This window comes from Promicromonospora sp. MEB111 (genome assembly GCF_030209445.1).
In the GTDB taxonomy this organism is placed as follows: Bacteria; Actinomycetota; Actinomycetes; order Actinomycetales; family Cellulomonadaceae; genus Promicromonospora.
Genome location: NZ_JARVSD010000023.1, coordinates 1 through 23751 on the forward strand (window position 1 = coordinate 1; position 23751 = coordinate 23751).

16 protein-coding genes are annotated in these 23751 nt (G+C 74.2%); 14 read left to right on the forward strand and 2 right to left on the reverse strand.

What is annotated here, in order from left to right:
• The 4 genes from QRN56_RS24490 to QRN56_RS24505 all read left to right on the forward strand — a co-directional run.
• The coding region (locus QRN56_RS24490; protein WP_285107709.1) for a VanW family protein at positions 1-2991 on the forward strand (2991 nt) is incomplete at its 5' end.
• 40 nt (positions 2992-3031) lie between these two features.
• A complete protein-coding gene (locus tag QRN56_RS24495; protein WP_285107711.1) occupies positions 3032-3871 on the forward strand; it encodes a hypothetical protein in 840 nt (279 codons plus the stop codon).
• A complete protein-coding gene (locus QRN56_RS24500; RefSeq protein WP_285107713.1) occupies positions 3868-4890 on the forward strand; it encodes a prephenate dehydratase in 1023 nt (340 codons plus the stop codon). The genes QRN56_RS24495 and QRN56_RS24500 overlap by 4 nt, the downstream gene beginning before the upstream one ends.
• On the forward strand, positions 4887-5921 hold the full coding sequence (locus tag QRN56_RS24505) for a prephenate dehydrogenase (protein ID WP_285107715.1): 1035 nt from the start codon (positions 4887-4889) through the stop codon (positions 5919-5921). The genes QRN56_RS24500 and QRN56_RS24505 overlap by 4 nt, the downstream gene beginning before the upstream one ends.
• Before the next feature lie 118 nt (positions 5922-6039).
• On the opposite strand, the gene QRN56_RS24510 is transcribed toward QRN56_RS24505, so the two are convergent.
• Positions 6040-7755: an FAD-binding dehydrogenase gene (locus QRN56_RS24510; protein WP_285107717.1), complete on the reverse strand. Its 1716-nt coding sequence runs from the start codon at positions 7753-7755 to the stop codon at positions 6040-6042.
• Positions 7756-7829: 74 nt separating this feature from the next.
• Entirely contained in the window at positions 7830-10136 is a 2307-nt protein-coding gene (gene glgX, locus QRN56_RS24515) for a glycogen debranching protein GlgX (protein WP_285107719.1), read from the reverse strand.
• 71 nt (positions 10137-10207) lie between these two features.
• On the opposite strand from glgX, the gene QRN56_RS24520 reads away from it, so the two are divergent.
• From QRN56_RS24520 to QRN56_RS24565, 10 genes are all read left to right on the forward strand, one after another.
• Positions 10208-11038 carry an electron transfer flavoprotein subunit beta/FixA family protein gene (locus QRN56_RS24520; protein WP_285107721.1) on the forward strand — a complete coding sequence of 277 codons (831 nt, stop codon included), beginning with the start codon at positions 10208-10210 and terminating at the stop codon, positions 11036-11038.
• Between the two features lie 288 nt (positions 11039-11326).
• Positions 11327-12304: an electron transfer flavoprotein subunit alpha/FixB family protein gene (locus QRN56_RS24525; protein WP_285107722.1), complete on the forward strand. Its 978-nt coding sequence runs from the start codon at positions 11327-11329 to the stop codon at positions 12302-12304.
• Positions 12305-12433: 129 nt separating this feature from the next.
• Complete coding sequence (locus QRN56_RS24530) at positions 12434-13591, forward strand: HesA/MoeB/ThiF family protein (protein ID WP_285107723.1); 1158 nt, start codon at positions 12434-12436, stop codon at positions 13589-13591.
• 123 nt (positions 13592-13714) lie between these two features.
• A complete protein-coding gene (locus QRN56_RS24535) occupies positions 13715-15880 on the forward strand; it encodes a PhoX family protein (protein ID WP_285107724.1) in 2166 nt (721 codons plus the stop codon).
• A 160-nt stretch (positions 15881-16040) separates the two neighbouring features.
• Positions 16041-17069, forward strand: coding sequence for a hypothetical protein (locus QRN56_RS24540; RefSeq protein WP_285107725.1), 1029 nt, complete (start codon positions 16041-16043; stop codon positions 17067-17069).
• A complete protein-coding gene (locus tag QRN56_RS24545; protein WP_285107726.1) occupies positions 17066-18646 on the forward strand; it encodes a phenylacetate--CoA ligase family protein in 1581 nt (526 codons plus the stop codon). The genes QRN56_RS24540 and QRN56_RS24545 overlap by 4 nt, the downstream gene beginning before the upstream one ends.
• Positions 18647-18758: 112 nt before the next feature.
• Positions 18759-20045, forward strand: coding sequence for a cysteine desulfurase family protein (locus QRN56_RS24550; protein ID WP_285107728.1), 1287 nt, complete (start codon positions 18759-18761; stop codon positions 20043-20045).
• A complete protein-coding gene (mnmA, locus tag QRN56_RS24555) occupies positions 20042-21193 on the forward strand; it encodes a tRNA 2-thiouridine(34) synthase MnmA (protein ID WP_285107729.1) in 1152 nt (383 codons plus the stop codon). The genes QRN56_RS24550 and mnmA overlap by 4 nt, the downstream gene beginning before the upstream one ends.
• Before the next feature lie 159 nt (positions 21194-21352).
• The gene (locus QRN56_RS24560; RefSeq protein WP_285107731.1) at positions 21353-22390 is read left to right on the forward strand and encodes a uroporphyrinogen decarboxylase/cobalamine-independent methonine synthase family protein; all 1038 of its coding nucleotides are present in this window, start codon (positions 21353-21355) and stop codon (positions 22388-22390) included.
• 256 nt (positions 22391-22646) lie between these two features.
• Entirely contained in the window at positions 22647-23687 is a 1041-nt protein-coding gene (locus QRN56_RS24565; protein WP_285107732.1) for a type IV toxin-antitoxin system AbiEi family antitoxin domain-containing protein, read from the forward strand.
• Positions 23688-23751: the final 64 nt, after the last annotated feature.

Genomic DNA, 23751 nt, shown 5'->3' on the forward strand with positions numbered 1-23751 from the left:
GCGCAGGCCCCGGCGAGCACGCCGAGCCCTGAGGCAACCGCGGCCGGTCGCCCGGCAGAGGCCGCGGGTGACACCGCGTCCCCGGCGGCCGCCCCGAGCGCGCCCGCGGTCGAGAAGCCCGCCGCGGCCCCGCCCGTGTCCGACGCTGCGAACCGGCCTGCCGCCCCGGCAGCAGCGGTCCCGAGCGCGTCCGCCGCGGGTACGCCCGACGGCGTGGCGCCCGCACCTGCCAGTACCCCGGAAGCGGGGCGCACGCCTGAGGCCTCGCCCGCCTCCGCGGCGGGCCGGTCCGCCGCCGCGCGCCAGTCCGTCACCGAGGACAAGCCCTCCACCCCGGGCGCCTCGGACGCCGCGACCAAGTCCGCCGCTCCGGCGGGCTCTGCCGCAGCAGGCCCGGCCGCCGCTCCGACGCAGCCGCCTGCTCAGGCACGGCCGGCTGCCCCGACGCAGCCTGCCGCTCAGGCCCGGACCGCTGCTCCGGCCCAGCCCGCCGCTCAGGCTCAGCCAGCCGCTCAGGATGCGCCGGACGCTTCCGCCAAGCCCGCGACGCCGGCCACGTCCGACGCCGCGGCCAGGCCCGCCGCTCAAGGCGCGCCGGACGCCACGGCCAAGCCCGCACCGGATGCTGCGGCCAAGCCCGCAGCTCCCGGCAACCCTGCCACGGCGGCCGGTGTCGCCGCGGCCAACGCGACTGCGGCCTCGAAGCCCGACGCCGCGAAGGCTGGCGCCACGAAGCCCGACGCCCCGACCAAGCGCGACGCACAGACCGAGCCGACCGTCGACGGCGCCGACCAGGTCGCCGTGCTGCAGACCGTCGTCGCGGAGCTCGCGACGCCGCCGACCAAGGCCGCCAAGCCGCGGAGCGGGTACACCCCGCGCGTCTTCGCGTTCGACCGCCCGCCCAAGACCGGCGCCGCTGCTGCGGCCGCCGCGGCGGCGGGCACGGCGGCGGCAGGTACAGCAGCAGCGGGCACGCCGGCCGCCGCACCCGACGCAAGGACGGACGCCACGACCAGCACCGAGTCGGCCACCACGCCGGCGCCCGCGCCGCCGTCGGTCCCGCCGTTCGCCCCGCGCCCCGGCGCGGCGCCGTCGGGCCCGGGTGCCGTGCCCACGTCCGACGGCGGCCAGATCCCGTTCCTCAAGCCGCTGACCGGCGCGATCCAGCGCGTGGCGCGCCCCTGGGCGCCCGTGCGCCCCGAGGCGACGCCGCTCGCGGCGTCCGGCCCCGCGGGCCCCGGCGGTCCGGGAGCACCGGGTGGCCCCGGTGGTCCGAACGGTCCGGGTGCCGCGGGCCAGGACGGCTTCTTCGGCCTCGCCGGGGACGGCGCGCCGAGCCGTGGCCCCAAGATCGCCCTGTTCTCGGTGCTCGGCGCCGTCGTGCTGTTCGCGAGCTACGCCTTCGCGGCCTGGGGCGTGAGCGACACGGTGCCGAAGGAGACCACGGTGGCCGGCGTGAACGTCGGCGGCATGACGCAGGCGGCGGCGGCGTCCGCGCTCACGGAGCAGCTCGGCCCGCGGCTCAAGGAGCCGATCGACCTCACGGCGGGCGAGGGCAAGGCCCAGCTCTCCCCGGAGCCCAGCGGCCTGGCGATCGACGCCGAGGCGACGACGGCGGAGCTCACGGGCTTCTCGCTGAGCCTGGCGCGCATGTGGGCGCACATGTTCGGCGGCTCCGAGCAGGAGCTGGTCCTGGCCATCGACTCGGAGAAGTTCGACGCCGCGGTCGCGGGCCTGGAGGAGTCGCTCGCCGTGGAGCCCGTGGACGGCACCGTCGGGTTCGTCGACGGGCAGGCGGTCAAGACGGACGCGAAGGACGGCTCGCGCATCGTCGCGAGCGAGACCTCGCGCATCATCAAGGAGCGCTGGCTGCACCAGGACGGGCCGTTCGACCTGCCGGTCGAGCCCGTCGACCCGGTGATCACCCAGGCGCAGACCGACAAGCAGTTCTCGGTCGCGCAGAAGATCGTCTCGGCGCCGGTCACGGTCTCGGTGGGCGGCCAGCAGCCGCAGCTGTCCCCGCAGGTGCTGTCCGGGCTCATCCGCTTCGAGCAGAAGGACGACCAGCTCGTCACCATCGTGGACCGGGAGGCGACCGTCGCGGCGATCGTCGATGCCACCACGAACCTGCTGGAGGTCCCGTCCGACGCCCACTTCGAGTTCGCGGGCGGCAAGCCGACCGTGGTCGCGGGCAAGACCGGCACCACGCTCGACCCGGCCGAGGCGGGCAAGGCGGTGCGGATCGCCGCGACGGGCGACGACCGCGAGACGTCGGTCGAGCTGGTCGAGCAGGACCCCAAGGACACCGTCGAGTCGCTGGAGGCCCTGGGTGTCAAGGAGGTCGTCTCCGAGTTCAGCACGCCGCTGACGAACGAGCCGGTGCGCACCCAGAACCTGGTGCGCGGCGCGCAGATGGTCACGGGCAACCTCATCAAGCCGGGCGAGACGTTCTCCCTGCTGGAGGCGCTGGCCCCGATCACGCTGGAGAACGGGTACTTCGACGCGGGCGTCGTCGAGAACGGCGAGCACGTCGAGGCGGTGGGCGGTGGTCTCTCGCAGATGGCCACGACGTCGTTCAACGCGGGCTTCTTCGCCGGGTTCGAGGACGTCGAGCACCACGCGCACTCCTACTGGTTCCCGCGTTACCCCGCGGGCCGCGAGGCCACGATCTACGTGGGCGCCAAGGACATGAAGTTCACGAACGACACCCCGTACGGCGCGGTCATGCAGGCCTTCGTCTCGGGCAACCAGCTGACGGTCCGGATCTGGAGCACCAAGTACTACACGGTGCAGGAGAACACGAGCGCGAAGCGGAACATCGTCCCCAAGACGACGATCCACGACTCGTCGGCCGACTGCCAGCCCTACCCGGGCGGCGAGGACGGTTTCTCCGTGACCATCTCGCGCAAGGTGCTCCACGACGGCAAGGTCGTCAAGGAGAACTCGTTCAACCACTCCTACAACCCCGACAACCCCGTCGTGTGCGACTGACGGTGCGGCTCTGAGGCCTCCGCGGCGGTAGGTTCGGCACATGCTTGGACGTAGCGAGCGGGAGTCTCCCGCACACGCGGTGCTTGCCGCGCGGATGGCGGGATGGAACGACCCGGTCGAGCTGCTCGACCTCGGGACCACGGCGGACACCCTCGCCACGGTCGCGAGCATCGAGGCCCTGGCGGCCGTGGTGCACCTGGGACACCCGGAGCACCCGGCGCCGGGCCTCGAGCGCGCCCTCCTGGAGGGCGCGTCGTCGCTCATCGTGACGTCGGCGGTGGCCGTGCCCGGCCAGTGGGTCTGGGTCGGGGCGAACGCCACGGTCGGTCAGGTCGTCATCGACGAGGCGGGCATGCGGGACTGCGCGGGCGTGCTGCGCGGCCTCGGCGTGAGCCCGCGGCTGGTACCGACCCGCACGAGCGTCGAGGAGCGAATCGCCCTCGCCGGGGAGGGCGGGTCCCTGGTGATCGAGCGCTCCCGGGTGCCCTCCGGCTTCGCGGAGCTCCCGGACAGCCCGGCACTCGCCGAGGGCGGTCCCGTCTGGTACGGGCTGCTGGAGTCCCGCGACGACTGGCCTCCGTTCACCGAGCCGGCCCAGGTGTGGCTCGCGTTCGGCCCGGCCGACGACCACCTCGGCTCGCTCCAGCCCACCCTCGCGGTCATCGCGGACGCCGGGCTCGACCTGGACCACCTGCGCAGCCAGCCGTCGTCGGGCGGGCCGCACGTGTTCTTCGCGTCGTTCTCCTGCCCCACGTCGCGGACGCTGAGCGTGCTGGTCGACTCGCTGACCGAGCGCGGCGTCGCGCACCGCACGCTGGCCGTGCTGCCGGGCGAGGCGTTCGTGCCCGGGCCGGACGCGCTGACCCCCCGATGGGCATGACGGCGCCGGGTGGTCGCCTGGCGGGCGGCACCCGGGTGGCGTACCTGGGCCCGGAGGGCACCTTCACGCACCAGGCGGCCCTGGAGTGGGCCCGCCGGCCCGCGCCCTCGGGCGGCCCGGCGGGGCGTCCCGACGACGGCGCGCCCGACGACGCCGTGTCTACCGCCGAGCCGCTGGACACCGTCAAGGACGTGCACGACGTCGTGGCGGCGGGCGGTGCGGACGTCGGCGTGGTCGCGATCGAGTCCTCCGTCGAGGGCTACGTGGTGCCGTCGCTGGACGCGCTGCTGTCCAGCGCGGACGTCGTGGCCGTCGACGAGGTGGCGCTCGACGTGTCGTTCGACGCGTTCGTGCGGCCCGGCCACGGCGACCTGACCGAGGTGTCGGCCCACCCGCACGGCCTGGCGCAGTGCTCGGGTTTCGTGAACGGCACGGGGCTGGCGACCGCCCCGGCGTCGTCCAACGCGGCGGCCTGCCGCGACGCCGGACCGGGGACGATCGCCCTGGGGCCCACGATCTGCGGCGAGCTGTACGGGCTTCAGACGTACGCGAAGGCGGTCGAGGACTTCCGGGGCGGCCGCACCCGGTTCCTCGTCCTGACCCGGCGCAGCGCGGCCGCCGCGCACCTGGCCCGGTCCCGCGCCGCGGGCGCCACGGACTGGAAGACGATGCTGGCGATCACGCCCTCGGTGACCGGTCCGGGCGTGCTGGCGCGGATCACCGCGGCGTTCGGCGACCGGGGCGTGAACATGTCGAGCCTGATCACCCGGCCGGTCAAGGCCCAGGAGAGCAAGTATGCGTTCGTGGTGACCTTCGACGAGGCGCCGTGGGACCGGGGCGCGCGGGAGATGCTGAGCGACCTGCTGGCCGCCGGCGACTCCCTCAAGACGCTCGGCCTGTTCCCGGCGGGCGCGGGGTTCCGGGCGCTCGACGGCGTGCTCGACCCGGACCACGTGCCGGTCGGCTCCGTGTCGGCGAAGGACTCCGCAGAGGACCGCGAGCGGGGCCTGCTGTGGTGAGCGTCGGCGTCGGCGTCGTCGGCCTGGGTCTGGTCGGGGGCTCGCTCGCCCGCGCCCTGCAGGCGGCGGGCGTGCCCGTGGTCGCGACGGATCCCGTCTCGGGCGGCGAGGCGCGCGCGGCCGGCCTCACGATCGCGGACGACGTCGCGCACCTGGCCGCCAACCGGCCGGACGTCGTGGTGCTCGCCGCGCCCCTGCGCGCCATGCGGTCGGTGGCGGCGGAGCTCGCCGAGGCGCTGGCGGACGAGCCGGGCTGGGACCCGACGGTGACCGACGTGGGGTCGGTCAAGGGCCCGGTCCGTGATGCGGTCGCCGAGGCGGGGCTGGGGGAGCGGTACGTCGGTGCCCACCCGATGTCGGGGACCGAGCACAGCGGGTTCGCGGCGTCGTCGGCGGAGCTGATGCAGGGCGTCCCGTGGGCGGTGACCGTGACCCCGGCGACCGACCCGGACCGGCTGCTGCAGGTGCTGCGCCTGGTCACGGGACCGCTGGGCGGGACGGCGGCGGTGCTGACCGACGAGCTGCACGACGAGGCCGTCGCGCTCGTGTCCCACGTGCCGCACGTGCTGGCCAACCAGCTCCTCGGCGCCGTGGCCGGCGCGCCCGTGCGCGACGTGGCGCTGCGGCTGGCCGCGGGCTCGTTCCGCGACGGGACCCGGGTCGGGTTCACCGACCCGCGGCGCACCGAGGCGATGGTGACCGAGAACGCCGCGTGGGTGGCCCCCGTGCTGCGGCTGGCGGCCCGGGACCTGGAGCGGCTCGCGGACGAGCTGGACTCCAACGCGCCGACGCACTGGTTCTTCGACCGGCCCGAACCCGTGCGGGACCGGATCGGCCGGGCCGGGACGGCGCGCGTGACGGGCCTGCGCCCGGGCGACGCGACCGGGGCCGCCGGGGTTGGGGCCGCCGGGACCGGCCTGGACGTCGAGGCGGTGCCGCTGACGGGCGACTGGCCCGCGGAGCTGCTGTCGCGCTGCACGCGGGGCGCCGTCGTCGTCGCCCTGGAGGACGGGACGGCCCTGCTGCGTTAGCCGGCTGGGGGGTATGTCACCAACCCGCTGACTCGGCCGTCTGAATCTGCCGAGTCAGGAGTGTGGTCGGACCAGCCGGCTGACTCGGCAGGCATGAGCCGCCGAGTCAGCCAGCCGGTCACAACGCCGCCGCCAGGGCGCGGCCCGTCGTGCGGCCCGTGAAGAGGCAGCCGCCCAGGAACGTCCCCTCCAGCGCGCGGTGCCCGTGGGCGCCGCCGCCGCCGAAGCCCGCGGCCTCGCCCACGGCCCACAGGCCCTCCAGCACGTCGCCGTCCGGGGTCAGCGCCCGGCCGGTCTCGTCGCACCACAGGCCGCCGAGGGTCTTGCGGGTCAGCACCGACAGCCGGACGGCGAGCAGCGGCCCGTCCTGCGGGTCGGTGAGCGCGCGCGGCGGCGACACCCGGATGGCCTTGTCCACGATGAAGTGCCGCGCGGCCGCCGTCGCCACGACCTGCGGGTCCTTCCCGAGACCGGTGGCGACCTGGGCGTCGCGGGCAGCGATCAGCGCGGCCAGGGACTCCCCGTCGACGTGCCCGTGCGACCCGTCGGTGGCCGCCGTCAGCGCGTTCATCTGCGCGGCGAGCTCGGCCGGGGTGTCGGCCCAGAGGAACTCCTCCGACTGCTCCGCGAAGGTGCGCACCGGCACCGACCGGCCGCGCACCCGCTCCAGGAGCAGCGGCACGGACTTGCCGGTCAGGTCGGGGTTCTGCTCGGAGCCCGACAGCGCGAACTCCTTCTCCATGATCGTCTTGTTCAGCACGAACCAGGAGTGGTCGTCGCCGCGGGTGGTCACGTGCTGCAGCGCCCCGAGCGCGTCGAACCCGGGGAAGAGCGGACCGGGCAGCCGGTTGCCGTCGGCGTCGAGCCACAGCGACGACGGGCCGGGCAGGATGCGGATGCCGTGCCGGGTCCAGACCGGCGAGTGGTTCGCGATGCCCTCCGGGTAGTGCCACATGCGGTCCTCGTGCACCAGCGCCGCGCCGGAGTCGGCGGCGACCCCGAGCATGAGGCCGTCCGTGGAGTCCGGCACGCCCGAGAGCATGCGCTCCGGGAGGCGTCCGGCGTCGGCGGACCAGCGGGCGCGCGCCAGGTCGTGGTTGGCGCCGATGCCGCCGCTCGCGACCACGACGGCCTGGGCGGACAGCTCCACCTCGCCGGTCACCGTGCGGCCGGACGGCTCGCCGCGGCCGGCGTCGTCGTCGGCCAGGATCTCCGCGCGCACCCCGGTGACCCGGCCGTCGGTGACGACCAGGGACGTGACCCGGTGCCGGAAGCGCAGGTCGAGCAGCCCGGCCCGGTTGGCCTCGTGCGCCGCGGCGACGAAGGGCTCGACGACGGCAGGGCCGGTGCCCCACGTGACGTGGAACCTCGGCACCGAGTTGCCGTGCCCGCCGGCGGGGTACCCGCCGCGCTCCGCCCACTGCACCAGCGGGAACCAGCGCACCCCCTTGGCGTGCAGCCAGGGTCGCAGGTCGCCCGCGGCGAACTCGACGAACCCCTTGGCCCAGCGGTAGCCGAACCGGTCCGGGCCCTCGCCGCGGTCGGCGCCCGGCGAGAACTGGGCGGAGCCCAGCCAGTCCGCGAACGCGAGGTCGAAGGAGTCCTTCACCTTGAGGCGGCGCTGCTCGGGGGAGTCGACCAGGAACAGCCCGCCGAACGACCACCAGGCCTGTCCGCCCAGCGACGCGGCCGGCTCCTGGTCGAGCAGGACCACCCGCTTGCCCGCGGCGGTCAGCTCGGTGGCGGTGACGAGCCCGGACAGGCCCGCACCGATGACGATGACGTCGGTGTTCCCCGTGGTGGCAACGCCGTTGTTGTGGACGGAGTCAGTCATGTGCGCACCTTAGCCAGGACAGTCCCCCCGCGGTGTCGTCGACCGCGCACAACCCGGGTGAAACGGCCGGTCGGTCAGGTGCCCCGCGACAGCAGCACGTTGATGTTCAGCGCGTCCAGCGTGACCGACGTCCGGGGGCCGGTCTCGTCGTCGGGCACCACGGGTGCGTCCCACGCGGAGTCCCAGACCAGCTCCCACGGCGCGGCGCCGTCGCGGGGCGGCAGGGTCACCTCGACGTCGTCCAGGCCGCCGTTGATCACCAGCAGCACGTCCGCGTCGCCCCCAGCCGGGCCGGGCCGCAGCATCTGCAGCACGCGCCGGCCGGGCTGGTTCCACGTGTCGACCTCCATGACCGCGCCGGTCTCGGAGAACCACAGCAGGTCCGTGTCGGTCTCGTGCGGCCGGGGCGAGCCCAGGAAGAACGAGTCGGCCCGCAGGGCCGGGTGCTCGCGCCGCAGGCGCAACAGGTAGCGGGTGGTCTCCAGGAGGTCGGTCGCGGCGTCGTCCAGGGCCCAGCGCAGCCACGACGTCTCGTTGTCCTGGACGTACGCGTTGTTGTTGCCGCCCTGGGTGCGGCCCAGCTCGTCGCCCGCGGTGAGCATGGGCGTGCCGGCGGCCAGGAGCAGGGTGCCCAGCAGGTTGCGCTGCGACTTGCGGCGCGGCGGCACGATCGCCTGCCACGGTTCCGTCGTCGCGTCGTCGCCCGAGGCGGTGTGTCCCTCCAGCCCGTGGTTCCACGACAGGTTGTTGTCCGACCCGTCGCGGTTGTCCTCGCCGTTGGCCTCGTTGTGCTTGTGGTCGTAGGCGACCAGGTCGGCGAGCGTGAAGCCGTCGTGCGCCGTCACGTAGTTGACCGACGCCACCGGGCCGCGCACCAGCGGCGGGTCGCCCGGCCCGAACAGGTCGGCGCTCCCGGCCAGTCGCGTGGCCAGCTCCCGCAGGCCGCGCATCTCCTGCCCGCGCACGCCCTGCTTGGGCGCGTCCAGCCAGAACCCGCGCGCCGCGTCCCGGAAGCGGTCGTTCCACTCCGCCATGGGCGGCGGGAACGAGCCCGTCTGCCAGCCGCCCGGCCCCACGTCCCAGGGCTCCGCCACGAGCTTGAGCCCCGACAGCACGGGGTCCGTCTGCAGCGCCACCAGGAACGGGTGGTCGGGGTCGAACCCCACGGCGCCACGGCCCAGCGTCACCGCGAGGTCGAACCGGTAGCCGTCCACACCCACCGTCTCGGCCCAGTAGCGCAGCGAGTCCAGGGCGAGCTGGATCACGCGCGGCCGCCGGAAGTCCAGCGAGTTGCCCGTGCCCGTGACGTCCGCCAGCGCGGCCGGCGAGGCGCCGTCGTGCAGGTAGTAGACCGGGTTGTCGAGGCCGCGCCAGGCCAGGTGCAGGCTGTCGTCGCCGCCCTCGCCCGTGTGGTTGTAGACCACGTCGAGCAGCACCTCGATGCCCGCCTCGTGCAGCAGGTGCACCATGCCGCGCACCTCGTCGAGCACCGCTTCCGCGCCCTGCTCCTGCGCCGCCCGGGTCGCGTAGGCGGCGTTGGGCGCGAAGAAGCCGAGCGTGTTGTAGCCCCAGTAGTTCGACAGCCCGTGCGCCGCCAGCCGCGGCTCGGCCACGCTCTTGTGGATCGGCAGGAGCTCCAGCGTCGTGACGCCCAGGCTCTTCAGGTGCTCGACGACGGCCGGGTGCGCCGCCCCCGCGTACGTGCCCCGCAGCTCCTGCGGGATGTCCTCGCGCAGCATCGTCAGCCCGCGCACGTGCGCCTCGTAGACCACCGTGTCGGCCCACGGCACCCGGGGCCGGGTCAGCGGCGGGGGCGGCGGCAGCGGCCCGACGACGACGGAGTGCGGCACGTACGCCAGGGAGTCGGTCGCGTCCGGCGGGCCGTACGGGTCGCTGAGCCACCAGCCGTCCTCGCGCTCCGTGCTCACCGCGCCGACCACCTCGGGCCCGTAGCGCAGCCGGCCCGCGAACCCGCGGGCGTACGGGTCGACCAGCAGCTTGGCAGGGTTGTGCCGCAGCCCCGCGCGCGGGTCCCACGGGCCGTACACGCGGAACCCGTAGCGCTGACCGGGCGCGACGTCCGGGACGTGCGTGTGCCACACGCCGTACACCGGCCCCACCATCTCGAACCGGCGCTCGGTGTACCGGCCCGGGTCGTGCTCGTCCAGGGCCGGGTCCGTGACGTCGATGAGGCACAGGTCCACCGCCGTCGCGTGGGACGCCAGCACGGCCGCGTCGATCCCGCCGTCGGGCGTCACGTACACGCCCAGCGGCGGCACGTGGCTGCGGCGGGCCGACGGCCGGATGAGCGGCCGGACTACCGGGCGGGGCACCGGGTCGCCCGGTGCCCGCTGCGGTTCTGCTCGTCGTGACTGCGCCATATGCCCCATCGTCTCAGGCTCGCTCGTGGACCCGATCCGTCCCACGCCGCCCGACGTCGTACGGTTACCCCATGCGCATCGTGGTCACCGCCAAGTACGTCCCGGACATCAACACGGAGCGCGGCTTCTCCGAGGGCCGGGTCGTGCGCACCGCCGGGGAGGGCACCCTCAACGAGCTGGACGAGAACGCGATCGAGGCGGCCCTGCGGATCGTCGAGGCCGAGCGCGCCGCCGGCCGCATCGGGCCGGACGAGGGCGAGGTGGTCGTGGTCACCATGGCCGGGCCCGACGGCGACGTCGCCCTGCGCAAGGCGTTCCAGCTCGGCGTGGACCGCGGCATCCGCGTGTCCGACGACGCCCTGGCCGGCTCCGACTACTTCGGCACCGCCGCGGTGCTCGCGGCCGCCGTCCGCCGGCTCGGCGACGAGGCGCCCGTGGACCTCGTGGTGACCGGCATGGCCGCCCTGGACGGCCTGGGCTCCGTGGTCCCGACGCTGCTCGGCGCCGAGCTCGGCCTGCCCACGCTGAACCTCGCCAAGAAGGTCGAGCTGGCCGAGCCGGCGGACCCGGGGCAGCGCGTGCTGACGATCACCCGCGAGATCGACGACGTCACCGAGTCCCTGACCGCGCCGCTGCCCGCCGTCCTGTCCGTGACGGACGGCGCCAACCAGCCGCGGTTCCCGGGCTTCAAGCTGATCATGGCGGCCCGCAGTAAGGAGATCGAGGTGTGGTCCCCGGCCGACCTCGGCCTCGACCCCGCCGTGGCGGGCAGCGCGGGCGCCCGCACCGAGACGCTGACGGCGGCGCCCCGCCCCGCACGCCCGGAGGTAGAGCTCGTCACCGACAAGGGCGAGGGCGGCGTGGCGCTGGCCGACTTCCTGATCCGCAACGACCTGGTCTGAGCCGGAGGTGAGGCGAAGGGTGGGGGCCGAGGGACGAGGCACGCGCCCGCAGCCGAACCGCAGGCTCGGACCAACAACCACGGAGTCTGAGCCGGAGGTGAGGCGAAGGGTGGGGGCCGAGGGACGAGGCACGCGCCCGCAGCCGAACCGCAGGCTCGGACCAACAACCACGGAGTCTGAGCCGGAGGTGAGGCGAAGGGTGGGGGCCGACGGACGAGGCACGCGCCCGCAGCCGAACCGCAGGCGCAGGCCAGCAAAGACAGAGCGTGAGCGCTCCGAGGAGAAATGATGACCAACCGCACCGTCCAGGTCCTGCTCGACCCCGCGACCGAGGTCCGCACCAGCACGCTGGAGCTGCTCACCATCGCCCGCGGCCTCGGCCGGGTCGAGGCAGTCGCCCTGGAGGCGCCCACCGTCGAGGTGCTGGCGCAGCTCGGCGCGTACGGCGTCGAGACCGTGCACCAGGCAGAGCCCGCCCGTGACGGCGCCTGCGTGAGCGGCGACGAGCGGCACCTGCCCGCCGTCGTCGCGGCCGCGCTGGCCGCCGCCGTGCGCCTGACCGACGCCGACGCGGTGCTGCTGCCCACGTCGTTCGCCGCCAAGGAGGCCGCTGCCCTGGCCGCGCACGACCTGGGCGCGGGCCTGGTCATCGACGCCTCCTCGCTGCGCGACGTGCACGGCCGCGTCGTGGCCGGCAAGCGGGTCTTCGCGGGATCGTGGGACACCGAGTGCGCGGTGACCGCCGACGTCGCCGTGGTGACGGTCCGGGCCAACTCCGCCGTCGCGCAGCCCGTCGAGACCGCCGTCGAGCCCGTGACCGAGGGCTACGCCGTCGAGGTGCCGACGTCGCCGGTGGCGCTGCTGTCCCGCGAGGTCAAGGCCGACACCAGCGGCCGGCCGCCGCTGGACCAGGCGGCCGTGGTGGTCGCCGGAGGACGCGGCACCGACGGCGACTTCGGCCCGGTGGAGGACCTCGCGGACGCGCTCGGCGCGGCCGTGGGCGCGTCCCGCGACGCCGCGTTCGAGGGCTGGTGGGACTCCTACGTGGGGCAGACCGGCGTGACGATCGCCCCGCGCGTCTACATCGGCGCCGGCATCTCGGGCGCGCCGCACCACCGGGGCGGCATGCAGGCGTCCCAGGTGATCGTCGCCGTGAACAGCGACCCGGAGGCGCCGATCTTCGAGATCTGCGACTTCGCCGTGGTGGGCCGGCTCGCCGACGTGCTCCCGCAGGCCGCGGCGGAGATCCGCAAGCGCAAGAGCTGACGCTCGGCCTGCTCCTCTTCGGGGCCCGAACCTCTCCGCTCTCGAGCGTCGCAAGGCGAAGAAACTGACGTCTCGAAGAGTGTGCGCCGAACCCGCCCGAGGTGGTGGAATGACGTGATGGAGCCGTTCGTGAACCCCGCAGGCGGGCTCGGGCCCGCCGAGCGCCGTCGGGCCGCGCGGCACCTCCTGCTCGACGGCTTCGGCCTGGCCGCGCAGGAGCGGCTCGCCGCGTCGCGGGTCGTCGTGGTGGGCGCGGGCGGCCTCGGGTCGCCGGTGCTCCAGTACCTGGCGGCGGCGGGTGTGGGCACGCTTGGCATCATCGACGACGACGTCGTGGAGGCCTCCAACCTGCAGCGCCAGGTGCTGCACTCGGCGGCGGACGTCGGACGCGCCAAGCCGGACTCGGCGGCCGACGCGCTGCGCGGGCTGGCCCCCGAGGTCGAGGTGATCGCGCACCGCGAGCGGCTGACGCGGGCCAACGCCGCCTCGATCCTGGCCGGGTACCACCTGGTGGTCGACGGCTCCGACACGTTCGAGACGCGCTACGCCGTGTCCGACGCCGCGGCGCGCCTGGGGCTGCCGGTCGTCTGGGGCACGGTCCTGGGCTGGGACGGCCAGGTCAGCGTCTTCTGGTCGGCGGCGCCGGACGGGCGCGCGATCACCTACCCGCACGTGTTCGGCCCGCAGCCGCCCGAGGGGGAGTCGTGCGCGACGGTGGGCGTGCTCAGCCCGGCGTGCGGCGTGGTGGGCTCGACCATGGCGGTCGAGGCGGTCAAGGTCCTGACCGGTACGGGCGACCCGGCGCTGGGCCGCCTGCTCGCCTACGACGCGCGCACCTCCGGGTGGGACACGATCGAGCTGGCCGCGCCGGTGACGGGCGAGGCCGACGGCGCGGACGCGGCGGGCGTCGCGGGCGCGGCGGACGTCGGGAGCACCGTCGACGGCGTGACGGTTCCCGTGCCGGCGCCGTCCCCGTCGGTGACGCCCGGCGCGGTGGAGGTGCCGCCGTCGTCCGGCCTGCCGAGCGAGCCCGACGCGCGGAGCGTCCCCGACGCGCCCGGCGTGCTGCTGCTCGACGTCGGGCTGCGGCCCGGCGGCGTCCCCGGCGCCGTGTTCGCGCGGCTGGAGGACCTGGCCGCCGGGGTCTTCCCGGCCGAGCTGCTGGACCACCCGGTCGACCGTCCGGTGGTCGTGGTGTGCGAGCGGGGACTGCGGTCGCGCGGCGCGGAGCAGCTGCTGCGCGCGGAGGGCTGGCGGGACGTCACCAGCCGCGCGCTCGTCGGCTAGGGCCGGGCCCACCTGCTGGACACGTCCCGTTCACCTGGGCGTACCGGACCTTTGGTGGCGCAGACATCGCCTGCTCCTAGGTTGACGACGTCCTACCCCCCTTTTCGGACCGGAGAGCCTCCGATGACGATCGCCCCTGAGAACCGCCCGCTGCTGACGGTGCACACGCATGCGCGTGGCAAGCGCAGCCCCGTCACCTGTCGCCTCAAGTGCAATGACGCGTGCCTTCACCCCGCTCCGAACGAGAGCGCCAACGAGTACTTCAAGGACGTCGTGAGCTCGGTGCTGTCGCGCCGCGCGATGCTCGGCACGCTGGCCGTCGCCGCCGGCGCCGTGGTGATCGGCGCGCAGGGCGCGGCCGCGCCGTCGGCCGCCGCCGCCACGCTGCCCGAGGGCCGGTTCCCCGGAGCCGGACACAGCCAGGGTCTCTCCTTCGGCGCCATCGACCCGCAGCCCGTCGACGTCGACGCGCTGGTGGTTCCCGAGGGCTACACCTGGAACCCGATCATCCGCTGGGGCGACCCGATCCTGCCGGGCGGCCGCACGTTCGACCCGAACAACCAGTCGCCGGAGCAGCAGGCCAAGCAGTTCGGCTACAACTGCGACTACCTCGACATCCTGCCGATCCGTCCCGGCGAGAAGCACCGCGGGACGCGCGGGATCCTGGTCTCCAACCTGGAGTACACCAACCCCGAGATCATGTTCCCGCCCACCGAGAAGTACTGGGACATCGCCGCGGACGGGAGCCGCACCAAGAACGCCTACTCGCGCGCGATCGAGCGGGCGGCGCACGGCATGGCCGTCGTCGAGGTGCGCCGCCGCGGCACGGGCAAGCCGTGGGACTACCAGCGCATCAGCGTGCTCAACCGCCGCATCCACCTGGACACCGAGTTCGTGCTCGACGGCCCGGCCGCCGGCTCGGACCTGCTCAAGACCGCCGCGGACCGCACGGGCCGGCGCGTGCTGGGCACCATGAACAACTGCGCCGGCGGCACCACGCCGTGGGGCACCGTCCTGTCGGGCGAGGAGAACTTCAACGGCTACTTCGTGGCCGCGGGGGTCAACCCGACCGCCGACGCCCGCTACGGCATCGGTGCCTCCACCAGCTACGGCTGGGAGGCCGACGAGCCGCGCTTCGCGCAGTCCGCGGGCTACGAGAACGAGTCCAACCGCTTCGGCTGGATCGTCGAGCTCGACCCGTACGACCCGACCGCCAAGCCCGTCAAGCACACCGCGATGGGCCGGTTCAAGCACGAGGGCGCCAACGTCACGCTGTCCCGCAAGGGCCACGCCGTCGCGTACATGGGCGACGACCAGGCGTTCGACTACGTCTACAAGTTCGTCTCCAAGGAGCGCGTGGCCAAGGGCGACTCCCGCTGGGCGCGCACCCACAACAAGACGCTCCTGTCGGAGGGCGACCTGTTCGTCGCCAAGTTCACCGGCGACTCGCCGGCCGCCCAGATCGACGGCTCGGGCGCGGTCCCGGCCGACGGCGCGTTCGACGGCACCGGCGAGTGGCTCCCGCTCGTCCAGGACGGCCGCAGCAAGGTTCCCGGCATGTCGGTCGAGGAGGTGCTGATCTACACGCGCCTGGCCGCCGACAAGGTGGGCGCCACCAAGATGGACCGCCCGGAGGACGTCGAGATCAGCCCGGTCACGGGCCGCATCTACGTGGCCTGCACCAACAACTCGGGCCGCACCCCGGGCAACGCGACCGAGGGTGCCACCGAGGCCAACCCGCGCGACCGCAAGGTCGTGAACGGTGTGACCACCAACGGCAACCGCGACGGCCACGTGGTCGAGATCATCCCGTCGGGCGACCAGACCTCGACCCGGTTCACCTGGAACCTGCTGCTCGTGGCCGGCGACCCCGCCGTCGAGGGCACGTACTTCTCGGGCTACCCGAAGGACCGGGTCTCGCCCATCTCGTGCCCCGACAACCTGGCGTTCGACGCCGAGGGCAACCTCTGGATCTCGACGGACGGGCAGCCCAGCTCGTCGGCGATCGCGAAGTGCGACGGCCTGTTCAAGGTGCCGGTCGCCGGTCGCGAGCGCGGACACGTCCAACAGTTCCTCTCGGTGCCCGCGGGCGCGGAGACCTGCGGGCCGCTCGTCGACTCCCGCGACGGCATGGTCTACGTGAACGTGCAGCACCCGGGCGAGAACGGCAGCTTCGAGGCGCCGGACTCGTTCTTCCCGGACTATGTCGCCGCGGGCGCCACCCCGGAGGCCGGCGACTTCCGCGGCCCGCGCCCCACGGTGGTCCAGGTCTACCGCGACCGCCACTGACCATCCGCTGACCATCCGCTGACCACGACCGCTGAGTGCGGGATGTTCGCCCTTCCGGACCGTCGGAAAGGGCGAACATCCCGCACTCAGCGGTCGGGGGCGCATAACGGTTCGACATCTTGCCGGTCGGTATGTCCCCTGCTCGCGCTAGGTTGCGGTCGTGTCGCACACCGAGCCGTGGCTGAGCATCGTCCAGGACGCCCGCCACTACCCGTCCCCGCACAACTCGCAGCCCATCAAGCTGCGGCCCGTCGACGAGGCCACCGCCGAGCTCTACTACGACCTCGACCTCGGGCTGCCCGCCGAGTCGTTCGGCATCCCCTTCGGGCACGTCTGCGCCGGCGTGTTCCTGGAGTCGCTCCGCACGGTGGCCGAGGGGCTCGGGTACGGGGTCGAGGAGACCCTCGACCATGGCGAGATGGACTTCGGCGGCACCGACCGCCTGCACCACCTGGGCACGGTGCGGCTGGTCCCGCGCCCCGTGTCGGACGACGCCCGCGCCCGGCTCGACCTGTTCCGGTCCCGCCAGACGTCGCGCCGCCCGTACGACGCCCGGCTGGTGCCCGACGACGTCGTGGCCGCCGCGACCGAGGTGGCGAGCGCCGCCGGCCACACGTTCCGCACGACCGCCGACCGCGCCGTCGTGCGGCGGCTGGTGCACATCAACCAGGCCACACTGTTCTCCGACCTGCGCAACGACGCCGTCTACGAGGAGATCATGACCTGGCTGCGCTTCAGCAAGGACGACGCCCGCGACCGGGCCGACGGCCTGAGCGCCGAGGCCATGCTCATGCCCGGCGGCCTGCTGCGGTTCGCCATGGGCCACCGCGGCCTGTGGGACGCGCCGGTCGTCGGCGGGGCGATCCGCGCGATGTACCTGAACACCATGCGGGGGGTGCGGCAGCTCGGCTGGCTGGAGGGCCCGTTCGCGCGGCCGGCCGACCACATCGAGGCGGGCCGCACCTTCATGCGCCTCTGGCTGGAGCTCACCGCGCACGGCGTGCGGCTCCACCCGTTCGGCACGGTGATCACCAACCCCGGCTCGCACGAGGCCTTCGCGCGGGAGGTGGCCGCCGACGAGAGCGGCGACCGGATGGCCTGGATGCTGTTCCGGTTCGGCTACAGCAAGACCCCGCCGGTGGCGCACCGCCGTCCGGCCACCTCGATGCTGATCGGAGCCACCGCATGAGGCGCCTGCTCGCGTTCTCGCTCGTCGGCCTGGTGGACGCCGTCGTGCGCCCGCTCACCTACAGCGTGCACACGCACAAGCTGCTGCTCGGGCCCGGCATCGAGCCGCTGCGCTGGTGGCTCGGCCGGCTGCGCGCCTGGCGCACGTTCGACCTGGCGGCGCGGCAGGTGCCCGCCTACCGCGCGTTCCTCGCGGAGCACGGCCGCGACGGCCGCCTGCGCTTCACGGGCTCGCTGGCCGAGACGTTCCGGGGCATCCCGGAGATGGATAAGGAGTCCTACGTCAAGCGGTGGAGCATCCCCGAGCGGTGCATCGGGGGAGCGCTGCCGCGCCGCGGCGTCGTGGTCGACGAGTCGTCCGGGAGCTCCGGGACGCCCACGAGCTGGGTGCGCGGCAGCGAGGAGCGCGCGGCAACCCGCCAGCTCCTCCAGGTCGGCTTCGCGCGGACGGCGTCGACCCTGCGCAAGAAGCCGTTCGTGCTGAACGCGTTCTCGCTCGGGGCCTGGGCCACGGGCATGAACGTCACGGCCTCGCTCACCGAGGTCACGATGATCAAGTCCTGCGGCCCCGACAAGGACAAGATCATCGCCACGATGCAGGAGTTCGGGACCGACTACACGTACATCATCACCAGCTACCCGCCGTTCCTGAAGTCCCTGTTCGAGGACGACCGGCTGGACTGGGCCGAGTACGACATCGTGGCCGCGTTCGGCGGCGAGGGCATCAGCGAGAACATGCGCTCGCACATCCTGAGGTACGCCCACAGCGTCTTCGGCTCCTACGGGGCGAGCGACCTGGAGATCAACCTCAGCATCGAGACCGACTTCACCGTCGCCCTGCGCCGCGCCATCAGCGCGGACCCCCGTCTGTCCGCGCGGCTGACCAGGACCGGCGAGTACGGCGTGCTCCCGATGATCTTCCAGTTCAACCCGTTCGACTACCTCCTGGAGACCAACGACGACGGCGAGCTCGTCGTCACCATCGCGCGCGACCGCAACATCAACCCCCGCGTCCGGTACAACATCCACGACCGCGGCCACGTCATGCGCGTGCGCGACGTGCTGCCGGTGCTCAAGGAGCTCGGCCACCACGAGGTCGTGGCCGAGAAGTTCCTGGACCTGCCGCTGCTGTTCCACTACGGGCGCTCCGACCTGTCCGTCGACTACAACGGCGCCGTGATCGGGCCGGACGCGCTGCGCGACGTGGTGCACAGCGACCCCGAGCTCCTGGAGGCGGTCGAGAACCACCGCCTGATCAGCTACGAGGACGCCCGCGGCGACCGGCAGCTCCACATCGCGCTCCAGCTCACCGCGAGCGCGACCGAGGCGGCCGCCCTGGACCAGGACCGGCTGCGGGTCTTCGTCGTCGACGAGCTGCGGCGCCGCAACGGGGACTTCCACAACGGCGTCCGCACCGCCCCGGAGGGCACGCTGCCCACCATCGCGTTCTACGCCCACCGCGCCGGACCGTTCGCCACGGACAGCGGCAAGCTCAAGAACGAGTACGTCTGGCAGCTCCCCGCCGGTGCCCTGGAGCGCTGGGAGACGGACCTCTCGCACGTGTTCCCCAGGGAATGAGGCCGGCGTGGGACCCGCGTGAGCCCGGTCCTGCGGGGATCAGGCCCGGCGTGAGCATCGCGCGGCTCACACCCCGGGAAGCGTTCCCGGCCCGGATGCGTTCGTAGACTTGATGATCGTGACCACTCCGCCCCCTGGCCCGGTGCGCACGCCCCTGACGGCGAGCGGCGCGCACGGTGAGCCCACCCGCGAGCCCGACGCGGCGTACCTCGACCATGCCGCGACCACGCCGATGTCGGCCGCGGCGCTCGCGGCGTACGTCGCCGAGGCGCAGCGCACGGGCAACGCGTCGTCGCTGCACTCGGCGGGCCGCACGTCCCGGCGCGCGGTCGAGGAGGCGCGGGAGACGCTGGCGAAGGCCCTGGGCGCGCGGCCCAGCGAGGTCATCTTCACGTCGGGCGGCACCGAGTCGGACAACCTGGCGATCAAGGGCATCTTCTGGGGGCGCCGCGCGCAGGACACGCGCCGCACCCGCGTGCTGGTCTCCGCAGTCGAGCACCACGCCGTGCTCGACCCCGCGTTCTGGCTGGCGGGCCACGCGGGCGCGGAGATCGTGCTGCTGCCCGTCGACGCCGAGGGCCGGCTCGACCTCGACGCCCTGCGCGCCGAGCTCGCCGCCCACGCCGCCGAGACGGCGCTGATCAGCGTCATGTGGGCCAACAACGAGGTGGGCACGCTCCAGCCGGTCCGCGACGTGGTGCGCGCCGCGCGCCCCTACGGCATCCCGGTGCACACCGACGCGGTACAGGCGGTCGGCCAGACGGAGGTGGACTTCGCGGAGTCCGGCGTGGACGCCATGACGGTCTCGGCCCACAAGCTGGGCGGCCCCGTCGGCGTGGGCGCCCTGCTGGCGCGGCGTGACCTCGCGCTCGACGCCGTGCTGCACGGCGGCGGCCAGGAGCGCGGCGTGCGCTCCGGCACGCTCGACGCCGCCTCGATCGCGGCCTTCGGCGTCGCCGCGCGCCACGCCGTCGAGTGCCTGCCCCAGCGTGCCGCGCGCCTGCGTGCGCTGCGGGACGCGCTCGTCGCCCGGGTGAGCGTCGCCGCGCCGTCCGCGGTGCTGCGCGGCCCGGAACCGGCGTCGGGCGACCGGCTGCCCGGGAACGCGCACTTCACGTTCCCCGGCGCGGAGGGCGACTCACTGCTCTACCTGCTGGACTCCGCGGGCGTGCAGGCGTCCACCGGCTCGGCCTGCCAGGCGGGCGTGCCGCAGCCGTCCCACGTGCTGCTCGCGATGGGCGTGCCCGAGGCCGAGGCCCGCGGCGCGCTGCGCTTCACGCTCGGGGCGACGTCCACCGAGGCCGACGTCGACCGGCTCGTGACCGCGCTGCCGCAGGTCGTCGCCCGGGCGCAGGCCGCGGGCCTGGTGTCGGGCCGCGCGCTGGGCGGCGCGTCGTGAGGGTGCTGGCCGCCATGTCGGGCGGCGTGGACTCCGCGGTCGCTGCCGCGCTCGCCGTCGAGGCGGGGCACGACGTCGTGGGCGTGCACATGGCGCTGTCCCGCAACCGGGACCAGTTCCGCACGGGCTCGCGCGGCTGCTGCTCCATCGAGGACGCGGGCGACGCCCGTCGCGCCGCCGACGTGCTCGGCATCCCGTACTACGTGTGGGACCTGTCCGAGCGGTTCGAGGACACGGTCGTGGCCGACTTCCTCTCGGAGTACGAGGCGGGCCGCACCCCCAACCCGTGCGTGCGCTGCAACGAGCACATCAAGTTCGAGGCCCTCCTGGACAAGGCGACGGCCCTCGGGTTCGACGCCGTCGCCACGGGCCACTACGCGCAGATCGTCACCCGGGAGGTCCCGGGCGCGCACGGCCCGCGCACCGTGCGCGAGCTGCACCGCTCGCCGAACGACGCCAAGGACCAGTCGTACGTGCTGGCCGTTGCCGGCCCCGAGCGGCTGGCGCGGGCCATGTTCCCGCTCGGCGGCTTCGCGTCCAAGGACGAGGTGCGGGCCGAGGCCGCCCGGCGCGGCCTGTCGGTCTCCGCCAAGCCCGACTCCTACGACATCTGCTTCGTGGCCGACGGCGACACCCGCGGCTTCCTGCAGTCCCGCCTGGGGTCGCGCCCGGGCGAGGTGGTGGACGTCGACGGCGAGGTGGTGGGCGAGCACGACGGCGCCTACGCGTTCACGGTGGGCCAGCGCAAGGGTCTCGGGCTGGGCCGTCCGGCGGCCGACGGCAAGGCGCGGTACGTCGTGGACGTGCAGCCCGCGACGAACACCGTGGTCGTGGGTCCGGCGGAGCTGTTGAGCGTGGACCGCATCGCGGGGGAGAAGGCCCTGTGGTTCGACGGCGTGCTGGAGCACGAGCCGGACGGGTGGTTCGACGCCGAGGTGCAGGTCCGCGCCCACGGGGCGCCGGTACCGGCGCGGGTGCGCGCGGCCGGGGACCTGCCGGACATGCCCGGCCCGGCGCTGGAGATCGAGCTGACCGGCGCCCCGCTGCGCGGGGTCGCGGCGGGGCAGTCGGTGGTGGTGTACCGCGGCTCGCGGGTGCTGGGTCAGGCGACCGTCTCGCGCGCCTGGCGCGCGGCCGCGGCGAGGTAGCAGCCGGGTCTCCGCCCGGGGGCCGCGCCCTGGTGGTACCGCCCACGTCGCCTCGTCCGGGAGAATCAGAACCACGGCGGGACGGCGGCGCGGCGACGCGCCCCCGGCCGCGGCCCGGCGTCGGACGACGCGGGGACCACCCCTGAACGAGGAGAGCCGATGACTGCGGTGAGCGGGCACGGGCCCTGGCCCGGCGGCGAGCGCGATGTGCTCGAGGCGCAGCAGACGGCACTGGGCGAGCTCGCGGAGCTCCCGACGGGCGTCGACGCGGTGCTGTTCCTGACACAGCTGACGCAGCGCGGACCGGGCGCGGACTCCCTGGGGCGCACGTCGGCGCTGCTGACCGAGATGCCCGTCGAGGTCGGCCCGCACGGGTGGAAGCTCACGGAGCGCCCCGGCGCGGACGCCCGGCGGTCGGAGGCGTTCTGGCGCGAGGACCTCGGCGCGCTCGCGATCGCGGCGCACGGCCACACGGGCGCGCTCACGGTCGAGGTGCTGGGGCCGTGGACCCTGGCGGCCCAGCTCTGGTCGGCCCGCGGGGACCGCGTCCTGGCGGACAGCGGGGCCCGCGCCGACCTGGCTCTCGCCCTCGCGGACGGCGTGCGTACGCTGGTGGCCGACGTCGTGGCCCAGGTGCCCGGCGCCGAGGTGACCGTGCAGGTCGCGGAACCGCTGCTCGGCCAGGTGCATGCGGGCGTGCTGCCCACGTTCTCCGGGTTCTCCCGGCTGCGGGCGGTGGACGGCCCGGGGATCGTCGGCGGGCTGGAGCCGGTGCTCGCGGCCGTGCGCGACGCCGGCGCGCGCTCCGTGGTGCACCTCGGCAGCACCTGGGTGGGGGTGCCGCCCGTGGTGCTCGCCGGGGCGGACGCGCTGGGGCTCGACCTGGCCGAGGTGGGTCCGGGCGGCTGGAACGAGAAGGCCTGGGAGCTGATCGCCCGCGCCGTGGAGCGCGGCACCGGGCTGTGGGCGGGGCTGCCGCCCGCGCAGGTCTCGCAGTGCGCAGGGCCGGCGCTCGGCGAGCTCGCCGACGTGGTGGGGGTGCCGTGGCGCCGGATCGGGTTGCCCGCCGCGCAGCTCGCCGACGTCACGCTGCTGGCCGCGCCGCGTCGTCAGCTCGGCTCGACGGACGCGCACCGCACGGAGCTGGCCAACCTGGGCCGGGTAGCGGAGGCCCTGGCGGAGAAGGCGGAGGCCTGACCACCGGCTGTCGACCCCGGCCGACTGACTCGGCATCCCGGTTCGCCGAGTCAGCCAGTTGGTCGGACCAACCCGCTGACTCGACACCCCGCGGATGCCGAGTCAGCCAGTTGGTCGGACCACCCCGCTGACTCGACACCCCGCGGATGCCGAGTCAGTAGTGGGGTAGACCTGTTCGCCGACGTGGTCGAGTGACTGTCCACAGGTTGATGATCGATGATCAGCATTGCTGGTGAAAGCTGGCGATGATGGGCCGGTGAAGCTTTCTGCTGACCTGACCCGCGCCCTGGAGCGCATCGCCGACTGGCAGCGAGCCCAGCGGGACGGGACCGATCCGACCTCGCGGTTGTTCTCGGCGGATCGCGAGAAGGCCCCGGCGGTACCTGACGCGCTGCTCTACCGGCGCGAGGAGCGCAGGGTGCTGGCCGAGGACGCCCGGGCGGGGCGGATCGAGCGGCTCCGACGTGGCGTCTACATGCTCCCGCACGCCCCGACCGGGCTGACCGCCCCTGACCGCGAGACCAGGGCCCTGCGCCGGGTGCGCGGGGTGGTCGAGGCCTCGGGCACGAACCTGTGCTTCAGCCACACGACGGCTGCGCTGCTGCACGGGTGCTGGCTCTTCGACGTCCCCGACACGGTTCACGTCACCTACGCCGGCAAGCCTCATATCGCTCGTGCGAAGGCCGACGACGTGCGCAAGCACTGGTCCAGGCTGGATCGCCGCTACCGGACCGCCGTCGGGCAGGTACCCGTGACCACGCTGGAGCGGACGGCCGTGGACTGCGCCCGCCTGCTGCGGTTCGACAGCGGGGTCGTGCTGGTGACCTCCGCGTTCCGCCTCGGGGCCGACCCGGTCGTGGTCGGCGAGATCCTCCGCACGTCGGGCGGAGCGCGGGGCATCGTGACGGCGCGAGCCGTCGTCGAGGCCGTCGACCCCGGGTGCGCCTCGCCCGGTGAGGTGCTGGTCCACCAGGCGGCGCGGCGCCTCCGGCCCCAGGGGTTGGCGACACAGATCCCCGTCACGACGCGGCGCGGCGTCTGCTGGGTGGACGCCGGCTGGACCGATCTCAGGATCGGCTTCGAGTTCAGTGGTGCGGTGAAGTTCTCCGGCGGGGAGTTCGGCGACCCGGATACCCGCAGGACGGAGCAGTCGGCGCGAACACAGTCGCTCACGGAGGCCGGATGGTGGATCGTCGACCTCTCGTGGACCGACGTGCTCGACCAGGAGGCACTCGATGTCACCCTGCGTCAGTCGCTGGTCGACCGACGACGACACCCAGCCGGACCACCCCGCTGACTCGACATGGCCGGTCTGCCGAGTCAGCGGGGTGGACCGACCACCACGCTGACTCGGCGAAGGC

Excerpts from the sequence above, each read along its gene's own strand:
- QRN56_RS24495 (WP_285107711.1), top strand. The coding sequence starts at position 3,032 with ATGCTTGGACGTAGCGAGCGGGAGTCTCCCGCACACGCGGTGCTTGCC.
- QRN56_RS24500 (WP_285107713.1), top strand. The coding sequence starts at position 3,868 with ATGACGGCGCCGGGTGGTCGCCTGGCGGGCGGCACCCGGGTGGCGTAC.
- QRN56_RS24510 (WP_285107717.1), bottom strand. The coding sequence starts at position 7,755 with ATGACTGACTCCGTCCACAACAACGGCGTTGCCACCACGGGGAACACC.
- glgX (WP_285107719.1), bottom strand. The coding sequence starts at position 10,136 with ATGGCGCAGTCACGACGAGCAGAACCGCAGCGGGCACCGGGCGACCCG.
- QRN56_RS24520 (WP_285107721.1), top strand. The coding sequence starts at position 10,208 with ATGCGCATCGTGGTCACCGCCAAGTACGTCCCGGACATCAACACGGAG.
- QRN56_RS24525 (WP_285107722.1), top strand. The coding sequence starts at position 11,327 with ATGACCAACCGCACCGTCCAGGTCCTGCTCGACCCCGCGACCGAGGTC.
- QRN56_RS24535 (WP_285107724.1), top strand. The coding sequence starts at position 13,715 with ATGACGATCGCCCCTGAGAACCGCCCGCTGCTGACGGTGCACACGCAT.
- QRN56_RS24545 (WP_285107726.1), top strand. The coding sequence starts at position 17,066 with ATGAGGCGCCTGCTCGCGTTCTCGCTCGTCGGCCTGGTGGACGCCGTC.
- QRN56_RS24550 (WP_285107728.1), top strand. The coding sequence starts at position 18,759 with ATGATCGTGACCACTCCGCCCCCTGGCCCGGTGCGCACGCCCCTGACG.
- QRN56_RS24560 (WP_285107731.1), top strand. The coding sequence starts at position 21,353 with ATGACTGCGGTGAGCGGGCACGGGCCCTGGCCCGGCGGCGAGCGCGAT.